Source organism: Klebsiella sp. 141161 (genome assembly GCF_050600815.1).
Lineage (GTDB): Bacteria > Pseudomonadota > Gammaproteobacteria > Enterobacterales > Enterobacteriaceae > Klebsiella > Klebsiella aerogenes.
Genome location: NZ_JAQIRN010000003.1, coordinates 645717 through 664019 on the forward strand (window position 1 = coordinate 645717; position 18303 = coordinate 664019).

Genomic DNA, 18303 nt, shown 5'->3' on the forward strand with positions numbered 1-18303 from the left:
TCTTGATAGGAGGTACATCTTAGAAAATAGGAAAATGAAATGGATGAAATCAACGATTCTTGGTTAACGGAATACTTGCCCAAGTATGAACTTTTAGGTAAATATATTACCTTTATATTGGAAAATCTATTGCAACAAAAAGGAATAGATTACTTGTCTGTATCTTATCGAACTAAAACAAAAGATGGGGTTTACGAAAAAATAGAGAGAAAAAAATATAAAAAGCCAAAAGCCGAGTTAATGGATTTTTCAGGAGTGAGAGTTATTTTATATTTTGAATCGGATATAGATAAAGTCTGTGCTCTGATAGCGGATGCTTTCAATATAGATTCGGAAAATAGCGTTGATAACGAGAAAAGGTTATCAAAGGATAAAATTGGGTATAGATCTATACATTATGTTTGCGACATCGGTTCTAAGCGAGAAGACTTAGCAGAATATGAATACATATCTGGTTTGAAATGTGAGATTCAGGTTAGAACAATGTTGCAACATGCTTGGGCTGAATTAACTCACGATAGAAATTATAAATTAGGTGTGAATCTGCCATTAGCAATTGAAAGAAAGATAAATCTCTACTCAGGAATGCTTGAACTCGCCGACCAAGGATTTTCAGAAATAATAAATTCGATTGTGAGGTATCAAGCAGATCTTAAGGGTGAAGATTTGATTAATTCTGCATCCAATCAAATTGATACTTTATCTATTGTAGAGTTTTCACGACAAATTGCATCAGAGTTGGGGATAGATCTTATAGAGTTAAATTCTAATAAATATAAATTCTTAGATGATCTCATTGATGAGATTAAATTCTTAGGAATTAAAAACTTCCAAGAGTTGAAGTCTATTATCCCTGATAATTATTCTAAGGTTTTTTTAGAAAGTGAAGAGGAAAGCAATGTATTAGGATTTGTGAGAGATTTACTTCTCATAAAAGATTTTAGGCGACTTGCTCAATTTCCGGGATTATCTTGGGGATTATTGAATGATGATTATGATCAGAATGAGCGTAGAGACAGAATCGAATACTTTGCAAATTTCATGAGCTTAGATGATGCTGAGAAATTAGTTGCCACTTTCAGTGAGAACGTAGACTGATTGAATAAATTAACCAACCCGTATATTTTTAAAACATACGGGTTTAATTTTTATAAGTGTTACTTAATGAATTCTAATGATTTATGAGATGGCTTATTCGGATTTTTAAAATTTGTGTGGTGATTTTTTTCTCTTAATATAAGTATTGGTATGCTCATTATTATATAAAAAATTTAAGTGACATTACCCAGTTTGAGATGCTGTGACATTTAATATGTTGAAAATGTGATTTTAAGCAAGCGTAACGCAACATATAGTGTCTATACTTACTTATTACACCACATGGTGTATCTCACACACCAGGTACTGATATGGGTAAGACCCAACACGTAGTAACGCATCCTGATGGATGGGCTGTAAAAGGTGAAGGCAATGAACGAGCAACTTCTGTACATTCAACGCAAGCGGAAGCTATAGAAGCTGCTCGTGAGATAGCTCGACATCAACAAAGTGAATTGTTAATTCATGGACGTGATGGGCAGATTCGTTCTCGTGACTCTTATGGCAACGATCCATATCCGCCTAAGGGATAAATTTTTGGAAAACAAAAGAGGCCAATGGCCTATTTTTTCGTCTTTTCAATAGATAACGTTGAATGAATATTTATTAGGCAGATTTTATTTCTTGATTCTTAGGGCAGCTCAGGGAGACGAAGCCGATTTTCGGCTGGTGCGTGACATTGCTCATAGATTAAAAAATGTTCATTTATTGGAATGGTCAGGGCAGGAATTCTACAGATCTTTGCGAAAAAGAGTATAGCCAGGGGACGATGAATGATGAAAAAGCTTTACGGCAAAAAAACTCAGCTATGGTATTTAAAACCATTATCTCCTTTACATTGACCTTACGTTTAATAACATTCTGTTAACCTTGCCTATGGCCGGAGCCAAAACTGATAAACCCATGCGGCAAGGAGCATAACAATGACCACGAGCAGTCCGCTGGCCCTTACTACATTACCCTTTACCCATCTGGATATTCCGCCGCAGCCATCGTCAATTCAGCACTCGCTGGAAGAGGGCAACGTCCTCTATTTACCGAATCTGGATTTTTCGCTGACTGCCGAAGAGCGCGAATTACTCAATACCGATTTAGTATCGCCGAAGCGTAAGAACATTAGCTATCAGCCACAAAAGCGTGAAATTAAAGGCGTAGCGGACGCGGCGAAAGCCCCGGCGGTACTGCAGCTGACCGAACGTTACTATCAATCCACGTTGCGCCTGATTGATGCACTGCTGCCCGGATACCGCGAAGCGCTTTATCGCCCGCAAACCAGTCTGCGGCTGCATCCGATAACCGCCTGGCGCGACACGACCTCGTGGCGTAAAGATGATACCCGCCTGCACGTCGACGCTTTCCCGTCGCGCCCGGTTTATGGCGATCGCATTCTGCGCGTATTTTGCAACATCAATCCGCACGGTGAACCGCGTTTGTGGCGCACCGGCGAACATTTTGAAACGCTCGCTGCGCGTTTTCTGCCGACGCTGAAACCGTGGTCGCCGTTCGCCAGCTGGCTGCAATCGGCGGTGGGGATCACCAAAAGCAAACGCAGCCATTACGATCATCTGATGCTGGCGTTGCACGACAAAATGAAAAGTACGCCGGAATATCAACAGCACGGCGTACAGCAGGCGGTAGAGTTTGCCGCGGGGAGTACCTGGATCTGCTTTTCCGATCAAACGCCGCACGCGGCGATGGGCGGCCAGTTTATGCTGGAACAGACTTTCCAACTGCCGGTGAGCGCGATGCATAATCCGCATTATTCACCGCTGAAGGTGCTGGAAAAGTTGATGAACCAGCCGCTGGTAAGTTGAACAACGCGGCGTGACCTCTGAAGTTGTAACATTGTAAATAATGTTAATTGCTGTGGGATTATTGACCTTGCTCATGATTCCGCGCAAAAAATGACCATACTATGATTATGGTAATGGACGACAGAGGAGGACCGTGATGAGCGTTGACAGACGTTACACTAACCTTTTGAATAAGCTGATTAATGCCAATATCGATCTGGCGGCTTATCTCCAGCTTCGTAAAGCGAAAGGCTATATGTCAGTCAGCGAAAATGACCATCTGCGTGATAACTTGTTTGAGCTATGCCATGAACTGCGCGTACACGCGCCGCGTTTGCAGCACGCCATCGCGCCGGAAGAGATGGAAGCCTTCCGCCTTGCCGGCGAGTCCGTCGCTTCGGCGGCGGTTTGCCTGATGAGCGGGCATCATGATTGCCCGGCTTATATTGCCGTTAACGTAGAGAAGCTAGAACGCTGTCTGTCGGGATTGACGATGAATATTCACATTCTGAATAAATCCGCGCCAATTGCCCACGCCTGAATCCAGGGGGAGGCGACTCCCCCTGTTTAAGTTTATGTAAAAATCCCCGCCTGACTGGCCACGCTGGCTACCCTTATCAGCAATGCTGACGAAAGGAGTGCGCCATGCGCCGATATCTCAAAATAACTCTCATGACTGTGCTGCTGCCCATGGCGGCGATGGCCGCGCCGCGCGTTGAGGTGCTGCAGGATAACCTCGACCACCCCTGGTCACTGGCGTTCCTGCCGGACAATGAAGGCGTGCTGATTACCCTGCGCGGCGGCGAACTTAAACGCTGGCAGCTCGATAAAGGGTTATCGGCGCCTATTCGCGGCGTGCCGAAGGTGTGGGCCAACGGCCAGGGCGGCCTGCTGGATGTGGTTCTGGCTCCGGACTTTGCTCAGTCGCGCCGGGTATGGCTGAGCTATGCCGAAGCGGGCGATGACGGCAAAGCGGGTACCGCGGTGGGGTACGGCCGCCTCAGCGCCGACCTGCAAAACCTGGACGATTTTAAAACCGTTTTCCGCCAGCAGCCGAAGCTCTCTACTGGCAATCATTTCGGCGGGCGGATGGTCTTCGATGGCAAAGGGCATCTGTTTATCGGTTTAGGCGAAAATAATCAGCGCCCGACGGCGCAGGATCTCGATAAACTGCAGGGGAAAGTGGTACGCCTGACTGACCAGGGGGAAATCCCCAAAGATAATCCTTTCGTCGGCCGTACTGGCATCAGACCGGAAATTTGGGCTTATGGTATTCGCAACCCGCAGGGGATGGCGATGAATCCGTGGAGCGATACGCTGTGGCTGAACGAACATGGCCCGCGCGGCGGCGATGAGATCAATATTCCTCTGGCCGGAAAAAACTACGGCTGGCCGCTGGCGACGCACGGCATTAACTATAGCGGTCAACCTATCCCGGAAGCTAAAGGAAAGAGCGCGCCGGGTACCGAACCGCCGCTGCACGTCTGGCCGGTCTCCCCGGCGCTGAGTGGGATGGCGTTTTACAACGCGTCAACTTTCCCGCAGTGGCGGCACAAGTTGTTTATCGGCGCGCTGAAGGATGAGTCTTTGATTGTGCTCTCGGTGGACGGCAATACCCTCAGCGAGGAGACGCGGCTGTTAAAAGATCGCGGCAAACGCATTCGTGATGTGCGTGTCGGGCCCGACGGTTATCTGTATCTGTTAACCGACGAGCCTGACGGTGAACTGCTCAAGGTCAGCCCGGAGTAATCACCTCAGGTGACCGGGATCATGACCACGTCGCGGAAGGCCTGACGCTGCTGGATTTGCTGGTACCAGCGCTGCAGATGGGGCCGCGGCTGCCAGCTGTCGAGGATGGACAGCAGGTTATAAACGAACGGCGCCACCGCCACATCGCCAAGGCCGAACTCATCGCCGGAAAGCCAGGCATGCTTCGCCAGTTCATCGTCGAGCATGGCGAACAGCCCTTCACAGGCGTGAATACCTGCCTCAATGGCCGCCGGATCGCGCTGGTCCGGCGGCGTTCTGACCAGCCCCATTAATACCGGACGGTGCGCCGGCGATAGCGTGGCGTTGGCCCAGTCCATCCATTTTTCACCCTGCGCGCGCTGCGCAGGCGACTCTACCCACAGCCGGTTTTGCCCGTACTGAGCGGCAAGATAGCGAATAATGGCGTTGGATTCCCACAGCACCAGCCCATTGGTATCGTCTTTAAGTAGCGGCACCAGGCCGTTCGGGTTCATCGCCAGATACTCCGGGTCGTGATTGAGACCATACTCCAGCCCCGCCAGAATCTGCTGATAAGGAAGATCCAGTTCCGCCAGCACCCAGCGTACTTTCTTCACGTTGGTCGAATTATTTCTGCCCCATAACGTAATCATATCCGCTCCTGCATGTTATTTAATCGCCGTTGCAACATGGTGAGCAATCATGTTGGAATAAAGTTAATATTAAGGCAATCACGATCAAAAAAATTGCCTTGTTTTCAGCAGGCAGCGTCGTTATTGCGTAAACTTTAAAAACTTTACCAACTCGCTGTTTCTTTAAGGTCATTTGTACGCTTTACTCACCGCCTTGTGCTGTGCGGCAAGAGTGTTGCGGCATATTTTGTTTGGAAAGGATACTTGGGTGGCTCTTATGACGCATGATGCTTTTTCCCTTCGCGGCCTCGCGGCAGGCTGCGCGCTTTTACTTCTCGTGGCCCCTGCTGTGCAGGCGGCGGATCAACTTCCGGATGCGCCATCGATTGATGCGCGAGCCTGGATCCTGATGGACTATGCCAGCGGCAAAGTATTGAGTGAAGGCAATGCCGACGAGAAACTCGACCCGGCCAGCCTGACCAAAATCATGACCAGCTACGTGGTAGGCCAGGCGCTGAAAGCAGGCAAAATCAAACTGACCGATACGGTCACCGTCGGCCGCGATGCGTGGGCCACCGGTAACCCGGCGCTGCGCGGCTCCTCGGTGATGTTCCTGAAGCCAGGCATGCAGGTATCGGTTGAAGACCTCAATAAGGGCGTGATAATTCAGTCCGGTAACGATGCCAGCATCGCCATTGCGGATTATGTCGCCGGTAGCCAGGATTCGTTTGTCAACCTGATGAACGGCTATGCGCAGAAAATCGGCCTGACTAACACCACCTTTAAAACCGTCCATGGCCTGGACGCGCCGGGGCAGTTCAGCACCGCTCGCGATATGGCGCTGCTGACCAAAGCGATGATCCATGATGTGCCGGAAGAGTACGCGGTACACAAAGAAAAAGAGTTCACCTTCAATAAAATCCGCCAGCCAAACCGCAACCGTCTGCTGTGGAGCACCAACCTCAATGCCGATGGTGTGAAAACCGGCACCACCGCCGGCGCGGGCTACAACCTGGTCTCTTCCGCCACCCAGGGCGATATGCGCCTTATCGCGGTAGTACTGGGCACTAAAACCGACCGTATCCGCTTTAATGAGTCCGAAAAACTGCTGACCTGGGGCTTCCGTTTCTATGAAACCGTTACCCCAATCAAACCGGATGCCACCTTTATTTCTCAGCGCGTGTGGTTCGGTGACAGTAATGAAGTCAAACTGGGCGCCGGCGAATCCGGATCGGTGACTATTCCACGCGGGCAGTTGAAAAACCTGAAAGCGAGCTACAGCCTGACTGAGCCGCAGCTCACCGCGCCGCTGGCGAAAGGGCAGGTGGTGGGCACCATCGACTTTAAACTCAATGACAAAACCATTGAACAGCGCCCGCTGATCGTCATGGAAGAAGTGAAAGAGGGCGGCTTCTTCAGCCGCATGGTCGACTTCGTGCTGATGAAACTGCACGGCTGGTTCGGCAGTTGGTTCTCTTAAGCGACAGGCCGCGCCCTATGGGGCGCGGTTAGTACAGCAGTGAAATTTGCTTTTCTTTCGCCAGCGCCAGCAGATCGTCATCCGGGCGAACGTCGCTGGCGATGACGTCAAAACGCGATAACTCCCCCATCCGCGCCGGCCGCACTTTGCCAAACTTACTGTGATCGACCACCAGCACATGGTAGCGAGCATTATTCATGGCCCAGTGTTTCACCGGCAGCTCTTCCAGGTTATAGCAGGTCGCGCCTTGTTCGCAGTCGATCCCGGCGGCGGAGTAGTAGGCGATATCCGGGCTGAGGTGGCTCAGGGTATCCTGCAGGCTAAGCGGCAGAAAGATGGCGTTGCTGGCGTGGAATTCGCCGCCGCAAAGAATAGCGCGGCACAGCGGTTTTTCCTGCAAGGCGAGAAAGGTATTTAACGAGTAGCACACGCCGGTAAACGGCAGCTCGTTATCGATAGCGTCGATTATCCATGGCGTCGTGGTGCCGCAGTCAAAAAAGGCCATCTGATGCGCTTCAAGCAGCCCGGCGGCGTGGCGCGCGGCGCGGCGTTTTTCATCCACCAGACGGGTTTTCTGATCGCTCAGCAGGTAGTGCGTGGCGCTACGCGGCTCCAGCACAATATACCCGCCCAACAGCACCACCGGGCCGCTGTGGCCGTTCAAATCGCGACGAATGGTCATTTCCGACACGCCAAGCAGCGAGGCTGCTTCTTTCAGGTGAAGTTTATCGCTGCGCTTGAGTGCCTGAATGAGCTGGTTAATGCGTTCGTCACGACGAGTTTCCATATACCCTCTGAGCTAAAATCGCCCTGCAAGGGCAGGGCGTCAGCTTGATTTTACCCGGCAGCGAGGGGTTCGTCACCTGTCAGACGTTAGCCGCGTACCCAGCCTTTACGAATCGGCAGCGAGAAGCAGAGACGATACAAACGTTGCAGCCATTGGTAGAGGCCATGACCGCCGCTCTGCCACAGCAGTTGCGCCCCAAGGCAGCCGCACATGCCGGCCAGCAGCCCGCCCAGCATATCCAATGGCCAGTGTACTCCGAGATAGACGCGCGACCATGCAATCGCCGAGGCGATGACCAGCAGCAGCGCCCCGGACCACACCCGGTGCCAGAATAAAAACGCCAGCGCGAAGGTAAAGATGACGGTGCCGTGATCGCTTGGGAACGAGTCATCCGCCGCATGATGCAGGAAGTTATAGCCGACGCCGTCAACAAACGGCCGGTCATGCGGAAACAGATGACCGATAACCCACGAAATAGACAGGCTCAGGGCCAGGGCCAGTATGACCTTGAATACCAACTGACGCTGGTTTGGCCCCCATAGCCACAGCGCCACCACCAGCAGCGGCACAATGATAATTAAGTCTTTGGCAATAAAGGTGGCGACCTCAATCGCCCACCACGAGGAGGCCGGGGTGGCGTTAATCAGGGCAAACAGCGCGTAGTTGATATTTTCCAGCATGCTTCCAGTCTCTGGTTACGATGGCAATAAGCCGCTCACCTTATTGAAAGGAAACGATAAGGTAAAGCAGCATTGTCTTAATTATCAGTTTGTTACGAAATATACCTGTCAGATGCCCTTGCCAGCATGTCGACCGAGAAAGTATATCGGCTGTAATCTCATTGAAACATAAACGAAATATAAATATTCGTTTCATGCCGGAATGTGGGCTGGCGATATTTTTCATTGTCACTCACAATTCACTATCTCCACGGGTCGACTTTCATTAAACTTTGCGCGATTTTTTTTTAATTAAGAGATTGCATGCAGAATTATTCGCTATCAGGTAAACGCCTCGGTCGTCAGGCGTTGCTGTTCCCGCTGTGCCTTGTGTTATATGAATTCTCCACCTATATCGGCAACGATATGATCCAACCGGGTATGCTCGCGGTGGTGCAGGAGTTTCAGGTCGGCAATGAGTGGGTTCCTACCTCTATGACCGCCTATCTGGCGGGGGGGATGTTTTTGCAGTGGCTGCTGGGGCCGCTGTCGGATCGTATTGGCCGCCGTCCGGTGATGCTGACCGGGGTGGTGTGGTTTATCGTCACCTGTCTGGCGACGCTGCTGGCGCAAACCATTGAACAATTTACCCTGCTGCGTTTCCTGCAGGGCATCAGCCTGTGCTTTATCGGCGCGGTGGGCTATGCGGCTATACAGGAGTCATTTGAGGAGGCGGTATGCATCAAAATTACCGCCCTGATGGCTAACGTCGCGCTAATTGCCCCGCTGCTCGGGCCGCTGGTCGGCGCTGCCTGGGTGCATATGCTGCCGTGGGAGATGATGTTTGTGCTGTTCGCCGTGCTGGCGGCCATCTCCTTTGTCGGGCTGCAGCGGGCGATGCCGGAAACGGCGACGCGGATGGGGGAAAAGCTGTCGGTAAAAGAGCTGGGGCGCGACTATCGTCTGGTGCTGAAAAACCTGCGCTTTGTCGCCGGGGCGCTGGCGACCGGTTTTGTTAGCCTGCCGCTGCTGGCGTGGATTGCGCAATCACCGGTCATTATTATCAGCGGCGAGCAGGCCACCAGCTATGAGTACGGCATGCTGCAGGTGCCGATTTTCGGCGCGCTGATCGCCGGCAACCTGGTACTGGCGCGTCTGACCTCGCGCCGCTCGGTACGCTCGTTGATTATTATGGGCGGCTGGCCGATTATGTTTGGCCTGCTCCTGTCGGCGGCGGCCACGGTCGTTTCGTCCCATGCTTATCTGTGGATGACCGCTGGTTTGAGCTTCTACGCTTTCGGAATTGGCCTGGCTAACGCCGGGCTGGTGCGCTTAACGCTGTTCGCCAGCGAGATGAGTAAAGGGACGGTTTCGGCGGCGATGGGTATGCTGCAGATGCTGATCTTTACCGTAGGCATTGAGCTTAGCAAGCATGCTTATGAGCTTGGCGGCAACGGCCTGTTCAGCCTGTTTAACCTGTTGGGCGGGGTGCTATGGCTGGGGCTGATTATTTACTTCCTGAAAGATAAAAGCGTCGGCAGTTCGCAGCAGGCGTGATACTTAGCAACCCGGATGCCCAAAGGCATCCGGGGTTTCATCAGGCGAACGGCGCTTCGCGATTCAATACCTTATCGATAATCTGCAATACGCCTTCTTCGTTATTATGCGGCGCATGATGACTGGCGACGGCTTTGACCTCCGCTTTGGCATTCGCCATGGCGAAACCAAAACCGGCATGCTGCAGCATTTCAATATCATTACCGCTATCGCCGAAGGCCACCACTTCATGGTTCTCAATGCCCCAGCGCTCTTGCAAAATGCGCAGGCCGTTGGCTTTATGCACGCCAGGGATGATTAAATCGATACTGCCGTAGCCGGTGGCTACAGCGGTAACCATATCGCCCAGCGCCGCGTGCAGCTTCGGTTGAATTTGCGCAATCAGATGATCCGGCACGTTCAGGCCGAATTTGAGGATCGCGTCATCGAGATGGTTAAAATCATCCACCAGTTCGAGACGGTGATAGTACTTCGCCGCCACCGCTTTTAACTCGTCGTTATAGCTATTGAGCGTATAGGCGCTGTGTTTGCCGCAGGCGATAATTTCGATATGGGGCAGCGTTTGCAGGTGGTCGACGACGGCGTTGAAATGCGTCGTCGGCAGCTGACAGTTAAAGATATCCTCTTTACCGCTCACCACCCAACCGCCGTTTTCGGCGACGAAGGCGATTTCATCGACCAGCTCCGGGAAAAACGATATCAGCTGGTAATACTGGTTGCCGCTGGCGACCACAAAGCGAATACCCTGTTCACGCATGCGCTGATACTGCGCCAGAAAACGTGGGCGATTATAGGTCTTGGCATCGCTTAAAAAGGTGCCGTCCATGTCTACCGCAATTAGTTTGATGCTCATTAGCTATTCTCCATCACAGGTTCAGGCTGCGGTTTGGCTACCGCGCGGGCTACCAGCGCCGCCACCATCACCAGGCCAAGTACCACCATCATGGCGCTACGCAGGCCAAAGTGTTCGCCAAGGAAGCCCAGCAGCGGTGGCCCGACGAGGAAAGCCAGGTAGCCGGTAATCGCCACGACGCTTACACGTTTAGGCGCATCCGGGCCGGTATCGCTGGCGGCGGAAATCGTCAACGGGAAACCAAGCGAAGCGCCGAGTCCCCACAGCAGTACTGATACCCCGGCAACCCAGGTGCTGTCGACAAAAATAATCAGCCCGATACCCAGCGCGCCCATTACCGCGCTGGCGCGTACGACGGTGACGCGGCTGTAGCGGTCGATAAACCAGCCGCCGGTGAAGCGGCCGAGGGTCATGCCGAGGGTGAAACCGGCGTAAATCAGCGAACCGGAAGTAGGGCTAAAGCCATGGCCGTCGACCATCAGCAGGGGCAGCCAGTCGTTAGCGGAACCTTCGGCAAAGGCCATTGCCAGCACGATCACCCCGATCAGCAACAGCTGCACGTCGCGCCAGACCGGTAGGCCTTTGGCCTCGCTATGGGCGGATTCGGCGGCGTTTTTGCCGGTACCGTCGGGGATGGCGCGAATAGCGATAACGATGGGGGCAATCGCTACCAGCGCGGCGATCAGAATATGCGGCGCGGCGGGCAGGCCAAAACCGGTCACCGCCATACCGATGCCGGCGCCCACCAGGGTGCCGAAGCTGTAAAAACCGTGCATCATCGGCAGCACGGTTTTATTCATTTCCCGTTCAACGGCGGCGCCTTCGACGTTAATCGCCACTTCCGCCGAGCCGAAGCTGGCGCCGAAGATAGCCAGCCCGAAGGCGAACAGCGGCGCGGAGGCGAGCCACAGCGCGAAGCTTAGCACCAGCATGCCCGCCACGGCGCACAGCATGGTGGTGCGGATGACTTTACGGGTACCGAAGCGCTTCACCAGCCATGCTGAACAGAGAATGCCGCTCATCGAACCAATCGACAGGCCAAATAGCACCATTCCCATTTCAGCAGTGGAAAGGATCAGTAAATCGCGAATCGCGGGCGTACGGGTGGCCCAGGAGGCCATCAATAAGCCGGGAATAAAGAAGAACATAAATAGCGCCCACAGCCGAAGCTGGAGGGCTTTGCGAGAAGTTTGCGCCGTCATCCATAAACGCCCGAGAAAGAAGAATTGCAGACAACAGTAACAAGGTTGTGTACATTTGTACACATTCCGCTATCGCTTGATTTGCATAGCGCACAGAGGGGAAAAACACATCGATGACCCGCAGACCGAACGATCCGCAGCGGCGCGAGCGCATCCTGCAGGCGACGCTGGATACCATCGCCGCACACGGTATTCATGCGGTAACACACCGTAAAATCGCCAGCTGCGCCGGGGTACCGCTGGGCTCGTTGACCTATTATTTTAGCGGTATTGAGGCGCTGATTGAGGAAGCGTTTCGTAACTTCACCGTCGAAATGTCGGCGCAGTATCAGCAATTTTTCGACGGCGTCGGCAGCCGCCAGCAGGCCTGCGACGCTATCGCCGAGCTTATCTTCAGCGCTCAGGTGACCACTGCGCGTAATATGGAGTTAATGTACCAGCTGTACGCGTTTTGCAGCAGCCGTCCAGCGCTGAAAGCGGTCATGCAGAGCTGGATGCTACGCAGCCAGCAAACGCTGGAGCAGTGGTTTGAACCGACGACGGCGCGTGGGCTGGATGCGTTTATCGAGGGGATGACGCTGCACTTCGTTACCGATAGCGCGCCGCTGTCGAAAGCGGCGATTCGCCTGATGGTCGCGCGGCTGGCAGGGGAGAATGGCGCTAGCTAAGCGTCGCCCCCGCGGTGACGTTAACCACCGTGGCGGTCATCGCCGCCGCCGACGGTGAGGCGAGAAAGGTGATGACCCCGGCTATCTGCGCAAGCGTTGGCAACCGCTGCAGCATCGTGCCGTGCGCCGCACCACCCAGCCACTGTTCAACGCTCAAGCCCAGCGCCTGTGCTTTAGGCGCAAACACCTCGGCAGTATAAGAACCCGCCAGCACCGCATCCGCTATTGCGTGCGACCGCACGCCGAGCACGCGGATATTTTTCGCCCCCAGTTCGCTGGCCAATGCTTTGATAAAGGCTTCCATTGCGGCGCAGCCGACGATATGGCCAAGGTGTCCAGGAACGGCCATCGTCGCGGAAGGAGGAATAGTGGTAATTATGACGCCCTCGCGTTCGCCACCCATCCACGGCGCTACTGCCTTAGCAATAGTAAATTGGGCATCAAGAAAGGGGACAAAACCTTGGTGATACTCGGCAAGGGATAATTGTTCCAGCGTTTTCCCCTGATCGTGGAGAAAACCCGTGGCATTAACTACGATATCAATCCCGCCGGTTCTCCCGGCCAGGTTGGCCACCTGCGCGCCAGTTTGCTCGCCATCCAGCACATCCAGTTGCAGAGTCTCGACGATACCTCCAGCGGCGCGAATCTCAGCCGCCGCCTTTTCCAGCTTATCCGCCCGCCGGGCGGCCAGAAAGATCCGCGCGCCTTCTTTCGCCATGGCAAGCGCCGCCGCGCGGCCAATCGCGCCGCTGCCGCCGAAAATTACCACGGTCTTATCTTTAAGCAACATGAAGAGCGCCTTATGTGGGACTGGATCAGCAAAGTATGGGTGAAAAAATAGACTGTGCAAGGAGGGGGTACTTACGTTTAGTGATTGATTTTCTTATTGGGTGTTCGTTTAACTTGTTGATTTAATAAGGAAATATTTTAATTATCACTGGCTAATAGACGCGCTTTTGATTAGCCTTGGGTTACCTGATGCAGGGATAAGAGAGAGCCAATGAAACCAAAAAGATTTTCTTCAAGCTATGTATGTAAAAAGATCTGTATTCATGCAATCAATATATTTGAAGCTGTCGGAACAGGCAGCTTCTCTATCGCCGCTGTGGTTTGTTTTATTGCTCTGGATGGCTGGTTATTCAAGCTGGGTGGTTTCGCCATCTGTTTTGCGCTGGTGTGCTTGATAAGCTTTATCGCCGATTATTTAAGAGGGGATATTTAAGTGGCATGTTGAGGATATATCAGTTATACAATATAGGGAGAACGTATCGTACTGATGAAAAAATTGCGTGTTAAATTAATTTGGGTAGAGTTTCTTTCTTAAGAATGTTATCGCTTTCCATGAAAGCGGATAAGGGGTAGCTATTAGTGCAAAGGTGCAGCAAACTGCAGTCACAGCAAAGTAAGCCAGCCCATTACCGGTATCATTAGTCAGCATCGCGTAGCTACAAAAGATAAGCAGGGCAATGATAATAATACAGGACATGTAAAAACGACGTCTCAGTTCTTTCAACAAGGCCTGCAGGCTTTGATCTTTACGTTGTGGACTCTCAAGTCCTTTTCGCAGCATATTAATCTCTTTGCTGGTAAAACCGTGCTCCTGAAGTTTTTGTTCCTGCTGTACATCAATCATATTTTTACCTTCAACCGAAACACCTCTTAATCGTTGCGGACAATAATATCAACAATTATTGCAGGATGATAGGCTCTGCAGTTCCAGTAACAATATTACCGGAACTGGTAATATACGTCGTGCAAATGACAAATGTAACAGAGTTCTCACCCCCTAAGCTAAAGGCTGGAGTGCTATGTTAGATAGTCATAGGCTTTTTCATGCTCCCGGATAATAAATTTTTTAAGTCTGAGAGTATATATTAACGTCAATGTTAAGCTGGTTATGAACCATAGACAGCCAACGGTAATGATCGAGATGAGAAAGGTGATGACAGGTTTATTGTGAGTGGTATCTTTAATGGATTTCATTATGTTCTCTTTGTCATCCGTATTGGTGAAGGAATCACAAATAAACCTCCTCAGTTGTGGTGTTATTATTTTGTCATTTGCCAGTTGCGTGGCCTCGCCAGAGATACAGCTTTTTTCTGTGAGATGCCAGGAGGGATGGAATGCGTGTTCTGATGCTTCTGTTTCCGAGATTAAAAACCACTCATCCGTTTCTTTAAGAATTAAAGATGTCCAGCCCGGACGTACTTGTAATAGCTTTACGCCATAATATGAACTGGTTGCTAAGCTGCCAAAAAGAAATAATAAGACGATGGAAAACAATATCACATTTGCGCGAGTCAGCCTGGGTATCTCTTTTGTCGATATTTTGATCATGAAAAAGCGAATTCGCCATGTGCTTAATTTGGCTTTTATATATATATCATCGATGTCATCTAAAGGTTTGTTTAAGTAATTTAAGATGGCTTTTATGATGGGCAGGGCGGTGATAACTGTCCCTATCATTTCTTTGCTGAATATATTAATAAGACTTTGCGTTAACATCTGAATTCCTTATCAGTAGAAGTAAAGTATCAACACTACGTTTTTACATAGCAGGATAAGTACGTCAATTCAATAGCAGTAACTATCGGACGTTGAGGAAGCGCTTTTCTGCGAGGAGAAAGCAAGACCAGAGACTGCTGTTAAGACGGGGGCGGTTTTCACGGGAGGGTCATTGCATGCAGAAACGAGTTGTCTGCTAAGAGGTTGATTCTAAGGAACTTGAACTTCAGAAAACAAAAAAACCATTTATGTAAATGGGTTAGTAAAAACAATGAGTTGTAAGGTAATCAATAAGTTAGGTTAGTGGTAAGGAGTGGCGATTACGGGGCAATGTCAACCGCTGCCGCCACTTTGTCGCCACTTGGATCATCGTGACTTACTTCAAACGCCAAGGTCCTTTCTCTTCGACTTGCTCCACAGTTCCTTCCGACTCAAGTTCGCGGAGAAGGGCTACTGCCCAGTATTGTTGCTGCGTACTTGGTGCTTTAGGGTAATCTCCCCAGTCCAGACCACAGAGGCGAAATACTTCTGCTTGCTTGACTCCCTTACCATTAATGCGTCCATCTGGGTGCTTTGCCAAAGCAGCAAGAGCCAGTTCTTTTGCTTTAGTACGAAGCTCTAACCCCTGTTTTTGTAACTCATTCATAATCAATCTCCCTGATAATCAAGACCGTCCTAATGATACTCCGCGAATGTCAGGCGCGCACGTGAGCTGCATCTAAGGATGATTGACCCATGGTTGCGAGAGAATTAAAGCGTAGGGCCGTTTCCAGGTGATCGGGCGCGAGGTGAGCATAGCGCATGGTCATTTTTATGTCGTGGTGGCCGAGGATTTTCTGGAGGGCAAGGATGTTCCCACCTGACATCATAAAGTGTGCTGCAAACGTATGGCGCAGAACGTGGGTAAGTTGACCGCGCGGGAGCACAATAGAGGTTTTATCCATCACGGATAAAAACTGAAAGTAGCAGTCGGTGAAGAATCTGAAGCCATTCAGGGCAATGATTTCTTCATACAGCTCTTTGCTGATCGGAATGCTGCGGTTCTTTTTACCTTTTGTCCTGACGAACGTGATTCGATACTTTGTGACTTGGGAGCGAGTGAGGTTCACTGCTTCCCGCCATCGTGCACCGGTGCTCAGACAGATCTTAACCACCAGAGCGAGCAGGGCGCTTTGGCGTTGGCAGTCATAAAGTAGCTCTGTGATTTGTTCATGCGTCAGCTAGGCCATTTCTTTTTCGGCAATCGTGAACTTGCGCATGCTTTCCAGTGGGTTTGGTGCTGCCCATTCTCCGAGCCGGGCCAGCTCGCTAAAAACACTGCTCAGATAGCTTTGCTCCAGATTGATAGTTACCGGGCTGGCACCTTTCTTCCACTTCTCGCTAAAGTAGATTTCACCTGTCAGGCGCTTGTCACGGTAATGCGCGAATAATTTCGAACTGAGATCAGTAGCGAGAGGGTTTCCGAGTGCATCCACTATTAGAACCAACTTGTCGTAAACATGCTCGCCAGCGGTCAGGGATTTGCCGTGCAGTTTGAACCAGAGTTCGACAACGTCTTTCAGAGTCCGGCGATCTACCGATTCACCCAACCAGGGCTTAGCCTCTGCCTCATCCATCGTGTGACGCTCAAAGGCCAATGCTTCGCCTTTGGTGGCACACGACGCCCACTGCGTCCGGCGGGGTAGCATTCGCAAATCCATTTTCCTGTGTCGAGTTTTCGTACTGCCATAAAAAAGCCCTCATGTCTGAGGGCTAAATTTAACTGTATGTTTGAACAGTGGTTAATGTGTGATTTGCAATAATCAAACATCAATTACTCAAAAGATGTAGCTAATTCGATCAACTCAACGTAATTACTTAGGGTATAGAAATTAGCATCTTGCTGTGTTTCTAGGATTACTCCTTGAAGATACTTTATAGTCGTATCAGAAGGTGGAGGAACTTGTTGCATTATCATCAAAGGATTCTCACATCTTTTTTGACGTGCATCCTTGTAATCATTTGCATTGTTTACAAAGTGAAGTGCAGTTTCTAAGTATTTTATCAATGAAATGTATATATTGGAGTCGAGTTGTGATATATGCATTCGACTATCTATTGTTCTATATATGTAGTTTACACCAAGTTTGTTTTGATTTGTTTCCAGTATTAAATTTAAATGAGACTGTGGTGCTCCCTTTATATTCTTACTTTCATTTAATGAGTTTTTAAAATTAGATTTAACACTTCGCCGCCCAATTTGACTATCGATAATTGACCGATCCTTATCATAAATGATCATTAAACTCATCAGGAGAAGATAATCTAATTTTTTCTTAATTGTTTTGGATTTCAATAGGTCAATTAATCTTTCTGTATTACGAAGAGAATCTCTTAAATTAAGGTCAAAGGCTTCAAATATGCTGGATATATTCCTACAAAAAGTATCCGATGTGGTAGTTAGTGGATAAATTTCTTTTGTTAATTCAGTGTAGTTTTCGCCGAGTGAATCGTTAATAACCCCATTGATTAGCACGTGGAGTTCAGGTGATTTTAATGTGAATCTTCTATGAAAAAATCTGCCTAAGTAATCATTAGCCGAAAAATCATTGCCATAAACATTTTTTATTGAGTGTTGCAATTGTTCTGTGTCAGTAGCAATGACGAAAACAAAATTCGGGATATCGAATATATGTTTAACAATTTCTAGTAGGGAAATAGCATAATCAGGTCGGCATCTATCTAACTCATCAATGAAAATAAATATTGGCGCTGAAAACTCTTTTTCAAATGCCAATCTAGACCATTTGGCAAGCTCCTTTTTAAGCTTTTGAATTCCTTTTAATTTTTCTAAGTGTTCTTTCAGCATTAATTGAGATGCTTCTTTTGCAATATCTCCAACGCTGTCAATTCCCGTGTAATTTTTGACCAGCCCTGAAAGTACGGCAGGAATGACTCCTTTTGTAAATCTTCCGATAGCTTCTCCGCAATTAATCAGTTGAGCATCAATATTTCCGGCATAGCTTTGCAACTGCTGGGATAATGAGGAGAATAGAGTTAAAAATGCATCGTCAGAAAAATCTTGTTTCCAGGCATCTATATAAACACATGGATGAACACCTTTTATTGAGTTGTAAAACCTTTTTATAAAGTAGCTTTTACCTGCCCCCCACTCAGCGTTTAAATTAATAACTGTGTTGCTAGTTGTACCTCTATCCTCAAGATAGAAGTATAAATATTCAGCATATCTGCGTCGGCTAAGTTTATCCTCTGAAAGTGTTTCGATTTCATCATTCAATGAGAATGAGCACTGTTCTTCCCAATTCCAATTAAAATCTCCGCGCTTCAAAATTAATGCTCCT

At 49.8% G+C, this 18303-nt stretch carries 19 protein-coding genes and 1 pseudogene; 9 read left to right on the top strand and 11 right to left on the bottom strand.

The genetic code is table 11. The features are described from left to right. Positions 1 to 39: 39 nt before the first annotated feature. The 5 genes from PGR79_RS11415 (at position 40) to PGR79_RS11435 (ending at position 4640) form a co-directional block, all read left to right on the top strand. A complete protein-coding gene (locus PGR79_RS11415; RefSeq protein ID WP_113374846.1) occupies positions 40 to 1098 on the top strand; it encodes a RelA/SpoT domain-containing protein in 1059 nt (352 codons plus the stop codon). Positions 1099 to 1409: 311 nt separating this feature from the next. After that, on the top strand, positions 1410 to 1631 hold the full coding sequence (locus PGR79_RS11420) for a DUF2188 domain-containing protein (RefSeq protein WP_113374847.1): 222 nt from the start codon (positions 1410 to 1412) through the stop codon (positions 1629 to 1631). Between the two features lie 390 nt (positions 1632 to 2021). After that, a complete protein-coding gene (locus tag PGR79_RS11425; protein ID WP_087859999.1) occupies positions 2022 to 2912 on the top strand; it encodes a Kdo hydroxylase family protein in 891 nt (296 codons plus the stop codon). A gap of 136 nt (positions 2913 to 3048) precedes the next feature. Continuing rightward, positions 3049 to 3432 (top strand): biofilm formation regulator BssR, encoded by a 384-nt coding sequence (gene bssR / locus PGR79_RS11430; RefSeq protein ID WP_045364588.1) that lies wholly within the window; start codon positions 3049 to 3051, stop codon positions 3430 to 3432. A 104-nt stretch (positions 3433 to 3536) separates the two neighbouring features. Then, entirely contained in the window at positions 3537 to 4640 is a 1104-nt protein-coding gene (locus tag PGR79_RS11435; RefSeq protein ID WP_271032240.1) for a PQQ-dependent sugar dehydrogenase, read from the top strand. 5 nt (positions 4641 to 4645) lie between these two features. Here the strand turns inward: PGR79_RS11435 and PGR79_RS11440 are convergent, their stop codons facing one another. Continuing rightward, positions 4646 to 5272, bottom strand: a complete 627-nt coding sequence (locus PGR79_RS11440) for a glutathione S-transferase family protein (RefSeq protein ID WP_087859996.1) — start codon at positions 5270 to 5272, stop codon at positions 4646 to 4648. Between the two features lie 256 nt (positions 5273 to 5528). Between PGR79_RS11440 and dacC the strand changes: the two genes are divergently transcribed. Next, positions 5529 to 6731 carry a serine-type D-Ala-D-Ala carboxypeptidase gene (dacC, locus tag PGR79_RS11445; protein ID WP_271032343.1) on the top strand — a complete coding sequence of 401 codons (1203 nt, stop codon included), beginning with the start codon at positions 5529 to 5531 and terminating at the stop codon, positions 6729 to 6731. A gap of 28 nt (positions 6732 to 6759) precedes the next feature. On the opposite strand, the gene deoR is transcribed toward dacC, so the two are convergent. Then, the gene (deoR, locus tag PGR79_RS11450; RefSeq protein WP_015367546.1) at positions 6760 to 7518 is read right to left on the bottom strand and encodes a DNA-binding transcriptional repressor DeoR; all 759 of its coding nucleotides are present in this window, start codon (positions 7516 to 7518) and stop codon (positions 6760 to 6762) included. A gap of 86 nt (positions 7519 to 7604) precedes the next feature. Then, positions 7605 to 8198, bottom strand: coding sequence for an undecaprenyl-diphosphate phosphatase (gene ybjG, locus PGR79_RS11455; RefSeq protein WP_271032241.1), 594 nt, complete (start codon positions 8196 to 8198; stop codon positions 7605 to 7607). A gap of 303 nt (positions 8199 to 8501) precedes the next feature. Between ybjG and kdeA the strand changes: the two genes are divergently transcribed. Continuing rightward, positions 8502 to 9734, top strand: coding sequence for a multidrug efflux MFS transporter KdeA (gene kdeA, locus PGR79_RS11460; RefSeq protein ID WP_015367543.1), 1233 nt, complete (start codon positions 8502 to 8504; stop codon positions 9732 to 9734). A 40-nt stretch (positions 9735 to 9774) separates the two neighbouring features. Here the strand turns inward: kdeA and PGR79_RS11465 are convergent, their stop codons facing one another. Both PGR79_RS11465 and PGR79_RS11470 read right to left on the bottom strand, forming a co-directional pair. Further along, the gene (locus PGR79_RS11465; protein ID WP_271032242.1) at positions 9775 to 10587 is read right to left on the bottom strand and encodes a Cof-type HAD-IIB family hydrolase; all 813 of its coding nucleotides are present in this window, start codon (positions 10585 to 10587) and stop codon (positions 9775 to 9777) included. After that, positions 10587 to 11789 carry an MFS transporter gene (locus PGR79_RS11470; protein WP_271032243.1) on the bottom strand — a complete coding sequence of 401 codons (1203 nt, stop codon included), beginning with the start codon at positions 11787 to 11789 and terminating at the stop codon, positions 10587 to 10589. The genes PGR79_RS11465 and PGR79_RS11470 overlap by 1 nt, the downstream gene beginning before the upstream one ends. Positions 11790 to 11902: 113 nt before the next feature. Between PGR79_RS11470 and PGR79_RS11475 the strand changes: the two genes are divergently transcribed. Further along, on the top strand, positions 11903 to 12457 hold the full coding sequence (locus tag PGR79_RS11475) for a TetR/AcrR family transcriptional regulator (protein WP_271032244.1): 555 nt from the start codon (positions 11903 to 11905) through the stop codon (positions 12455 to 12457). Here the strand turns inward: PGR79_RS11475 and PGR79_RS11480 are convergent. Further along, positions 12450 to 13247, bottom strand: coding sequence for an SDR family NAD(P)-dependent oxidoreductase (locus PGR79_RS11480; RefSeq protein ID WP_271032245.1), 798 nt, complete (start codon positions 13245 to 13247; stop codon positions 12450 to 12452). The genes PGR79_RS11475 and PGR79_RS11480 overlap by 8 nt on opposite strands. Before the next feature lie 210 nt (positions 13248 to 13457). On the opposite strand from PGR79_RS11480, the gene PGR79_RS11485 reads away from it, so the two are divergent. Continuing rightward, the gene (locus PGR79_RS11485; protein WP_271032246.1) at positions 13458 to 13679 is read left to right on the top strand and encodes a hypothetical protein; all 222 of its coding nucleotides are present in this window, start codon (positions 13458 to 13460) and stop codon (positions 13677 to 13679) included. A 75-nt stretch (positions 13680 to 13754) separates the two neighbouring features. On the opposite strand, the gene PGR79_RS11490 is transcribed toward PGR79_RS11485, so the two are convergent. From PGR79_RS11490 to PGR79_RS11510, 5 genes and pseudogenes are all read right to left on the bottom strand, one after another. Continuing rightward, positions 13755 to 14090, bottom strand: coding sequence for a hypothetical protein (locus PGR79_RS11490; protein ID WP_271032247.1), 336 nt, complete (start codon positions 14088 to 14090; stop codon positions 13755 to 13757). Between the two features lie 173 nt (positions 14091 to 14263). Beyond that, entirely contained in the window at positions 14264 to 14962 is a 699-nt protein-coding gene (locus PGR79_RS11495) for a DUF6216 family protein (RefSeq protein ID WP_430921700.1), read from the bottom strand. Between the two features lie 376 nt (positions 14963 to 15338). Beyond that, entirely contained in the window at positions 15339 to 15608 is a 270-nt protein-coding gene (locus tag PGR79_RS11500) for a hypothetical protein (protein WP_024554048.1), read from the bottom strand. Between the two features lie 49 nt (positions 15609 to 15657). Further along, a pseudogene (locus tag PGR79_RS11505) lies at positions 15658 to 16691 on the bottom strand (phage integrase). A gap of 84 nt (positions 16692 to 16775) precedes the next feature. Continuing rightward, the gene (locus PGR79_RS11510) at positions 16776 to 18290 is read right to left on the bottom strand and encodes a P-loop NTPase fold protein (protein ID WP_113374855.1); all 1515 of its coding nucleotides are present in this window, start codon (positions 18288 to 18290) and stop codon (positions 16776 to 16778) included. Positions 18291 to 18303 lie beyond the last annotated feature (13 nt).

Coding starts and splice junctions, on each gene's coding strand:
- PGR79_RS11415 (WP_113374846.1), top strand. CDS start 40: ATGGATGAAATCAACGATTCTTGGTTAACGGAATACTTGCCCAAGTAT.
- PGR79_RS11420 (WP_113374847.1), top strand. CDS start 1,410: ATGGGTAAGACCCAACACGTAGTAACGCATCCTGATGGATGGGCTGTA.
- PGR79_RS11425 (WP_087859999.1), top strand. CDS start 2,022: ATGACCACGAGCAGTCCGCTGGCCCTTACTACATTACCCTTTACCCAT.
- bssR (WP_045364588.1), top strand. CDS start 3,049: ATGAGCGTTGACAGACGTTACACTAACCTTTTGAATAAGCTGATTAAT.
- PGR79_RS11435 (WP_271032240.1), top strand. CDS start 3,537: ATGCGCCGATATCTCAAAATAACTCTCATGACTGTGCTGCTGCCCATG.
- PGR79_RS11440 (WP_087859996.1), bottom strand. CDS start 5,272: ATGATTACGTTATGGGGCAGAAATAATTCGACCAACGTGAAGAAAGTA.
- dacC (WP_271032343.1), top strand. CDS start 5,529: ATGACGCATGATGCTTTTTCCCTTCGCGGCCTCGCGGCAGGCTGCGCG.
- deoR (WP_015367546.1), bottom strand. CDS start 7,518: ATGGAAACTCGTCGTGACGAACGCATTAACCAGCTCATTCAGGCACTC.
- ybjG (WP_271032241.1), bottom strand. CDS start 8,198: ATGCTGGAAAATATCAACTACGCGCTGTTTGCCCTGATTAACGCCACC.
- kdeA (WP_015367543.1), top strand. CDS start 8,502: ATGCAGAATTATTCGCTATCAGGTAAACGCCTCGGTCGTCAGGCGTTG.
- PGR79_RS11465 (WP_271032242.1), bottom strand. CDS start 10,587: ATGAGCATCAAACTAATTGCGGTAGACATGGACGGCACCTTTTTAAGC.
- PGR79_RS11470 (WP_271032243.1), bottom strand. CDS start 11,789: ATGACGGCGCAAACTTCTCGCAAAGCCCTCCAGCTTCGGCTGTGGGCG.
- PGR79_RS11475 (WP_271032244.1), top strand. CDS start 11,903: ATGACCCGCAGACCGAACGATCCGCAGCGGCGCGAGCGCATCCTGCAG.
- PGR79_RS11480 (WP_271032245.1), bottom strand. CDS start 13,247: ATGTTGCTTAAAGATAAGACCGTGGTAATTTTCGGCGGCAGCGGCGCG.
- PGR79_RS11485 (WP_271032246.1), top strand. CDS start 13,458: ATGAAACCAAAAAGATTTTCTTCAAGCTATGTATGTAAAAAGATCTGT.
- PGR79_RS11490 (WP_271032247.1), bottom strand. CDS start 14,090: ATGATTGATGTACAGCAGGAACAAAAACTTCAGGAGCACGGTTTTACC.
- PGR79_RS11495 (WP_430921700.1), bottom strand. CDS start 14,962: ATGTTAACGCAAAGTCTTATTAATATATTCAGCAAAGAAATGATAGGG.
- PGR79_RS11500 (WP_024554048.1), bottom strand. CDS start 15,608: ATGAATGAGTTACAAAAACAGGGGTTAGAGCTTCGTACTAAAGCAAAA.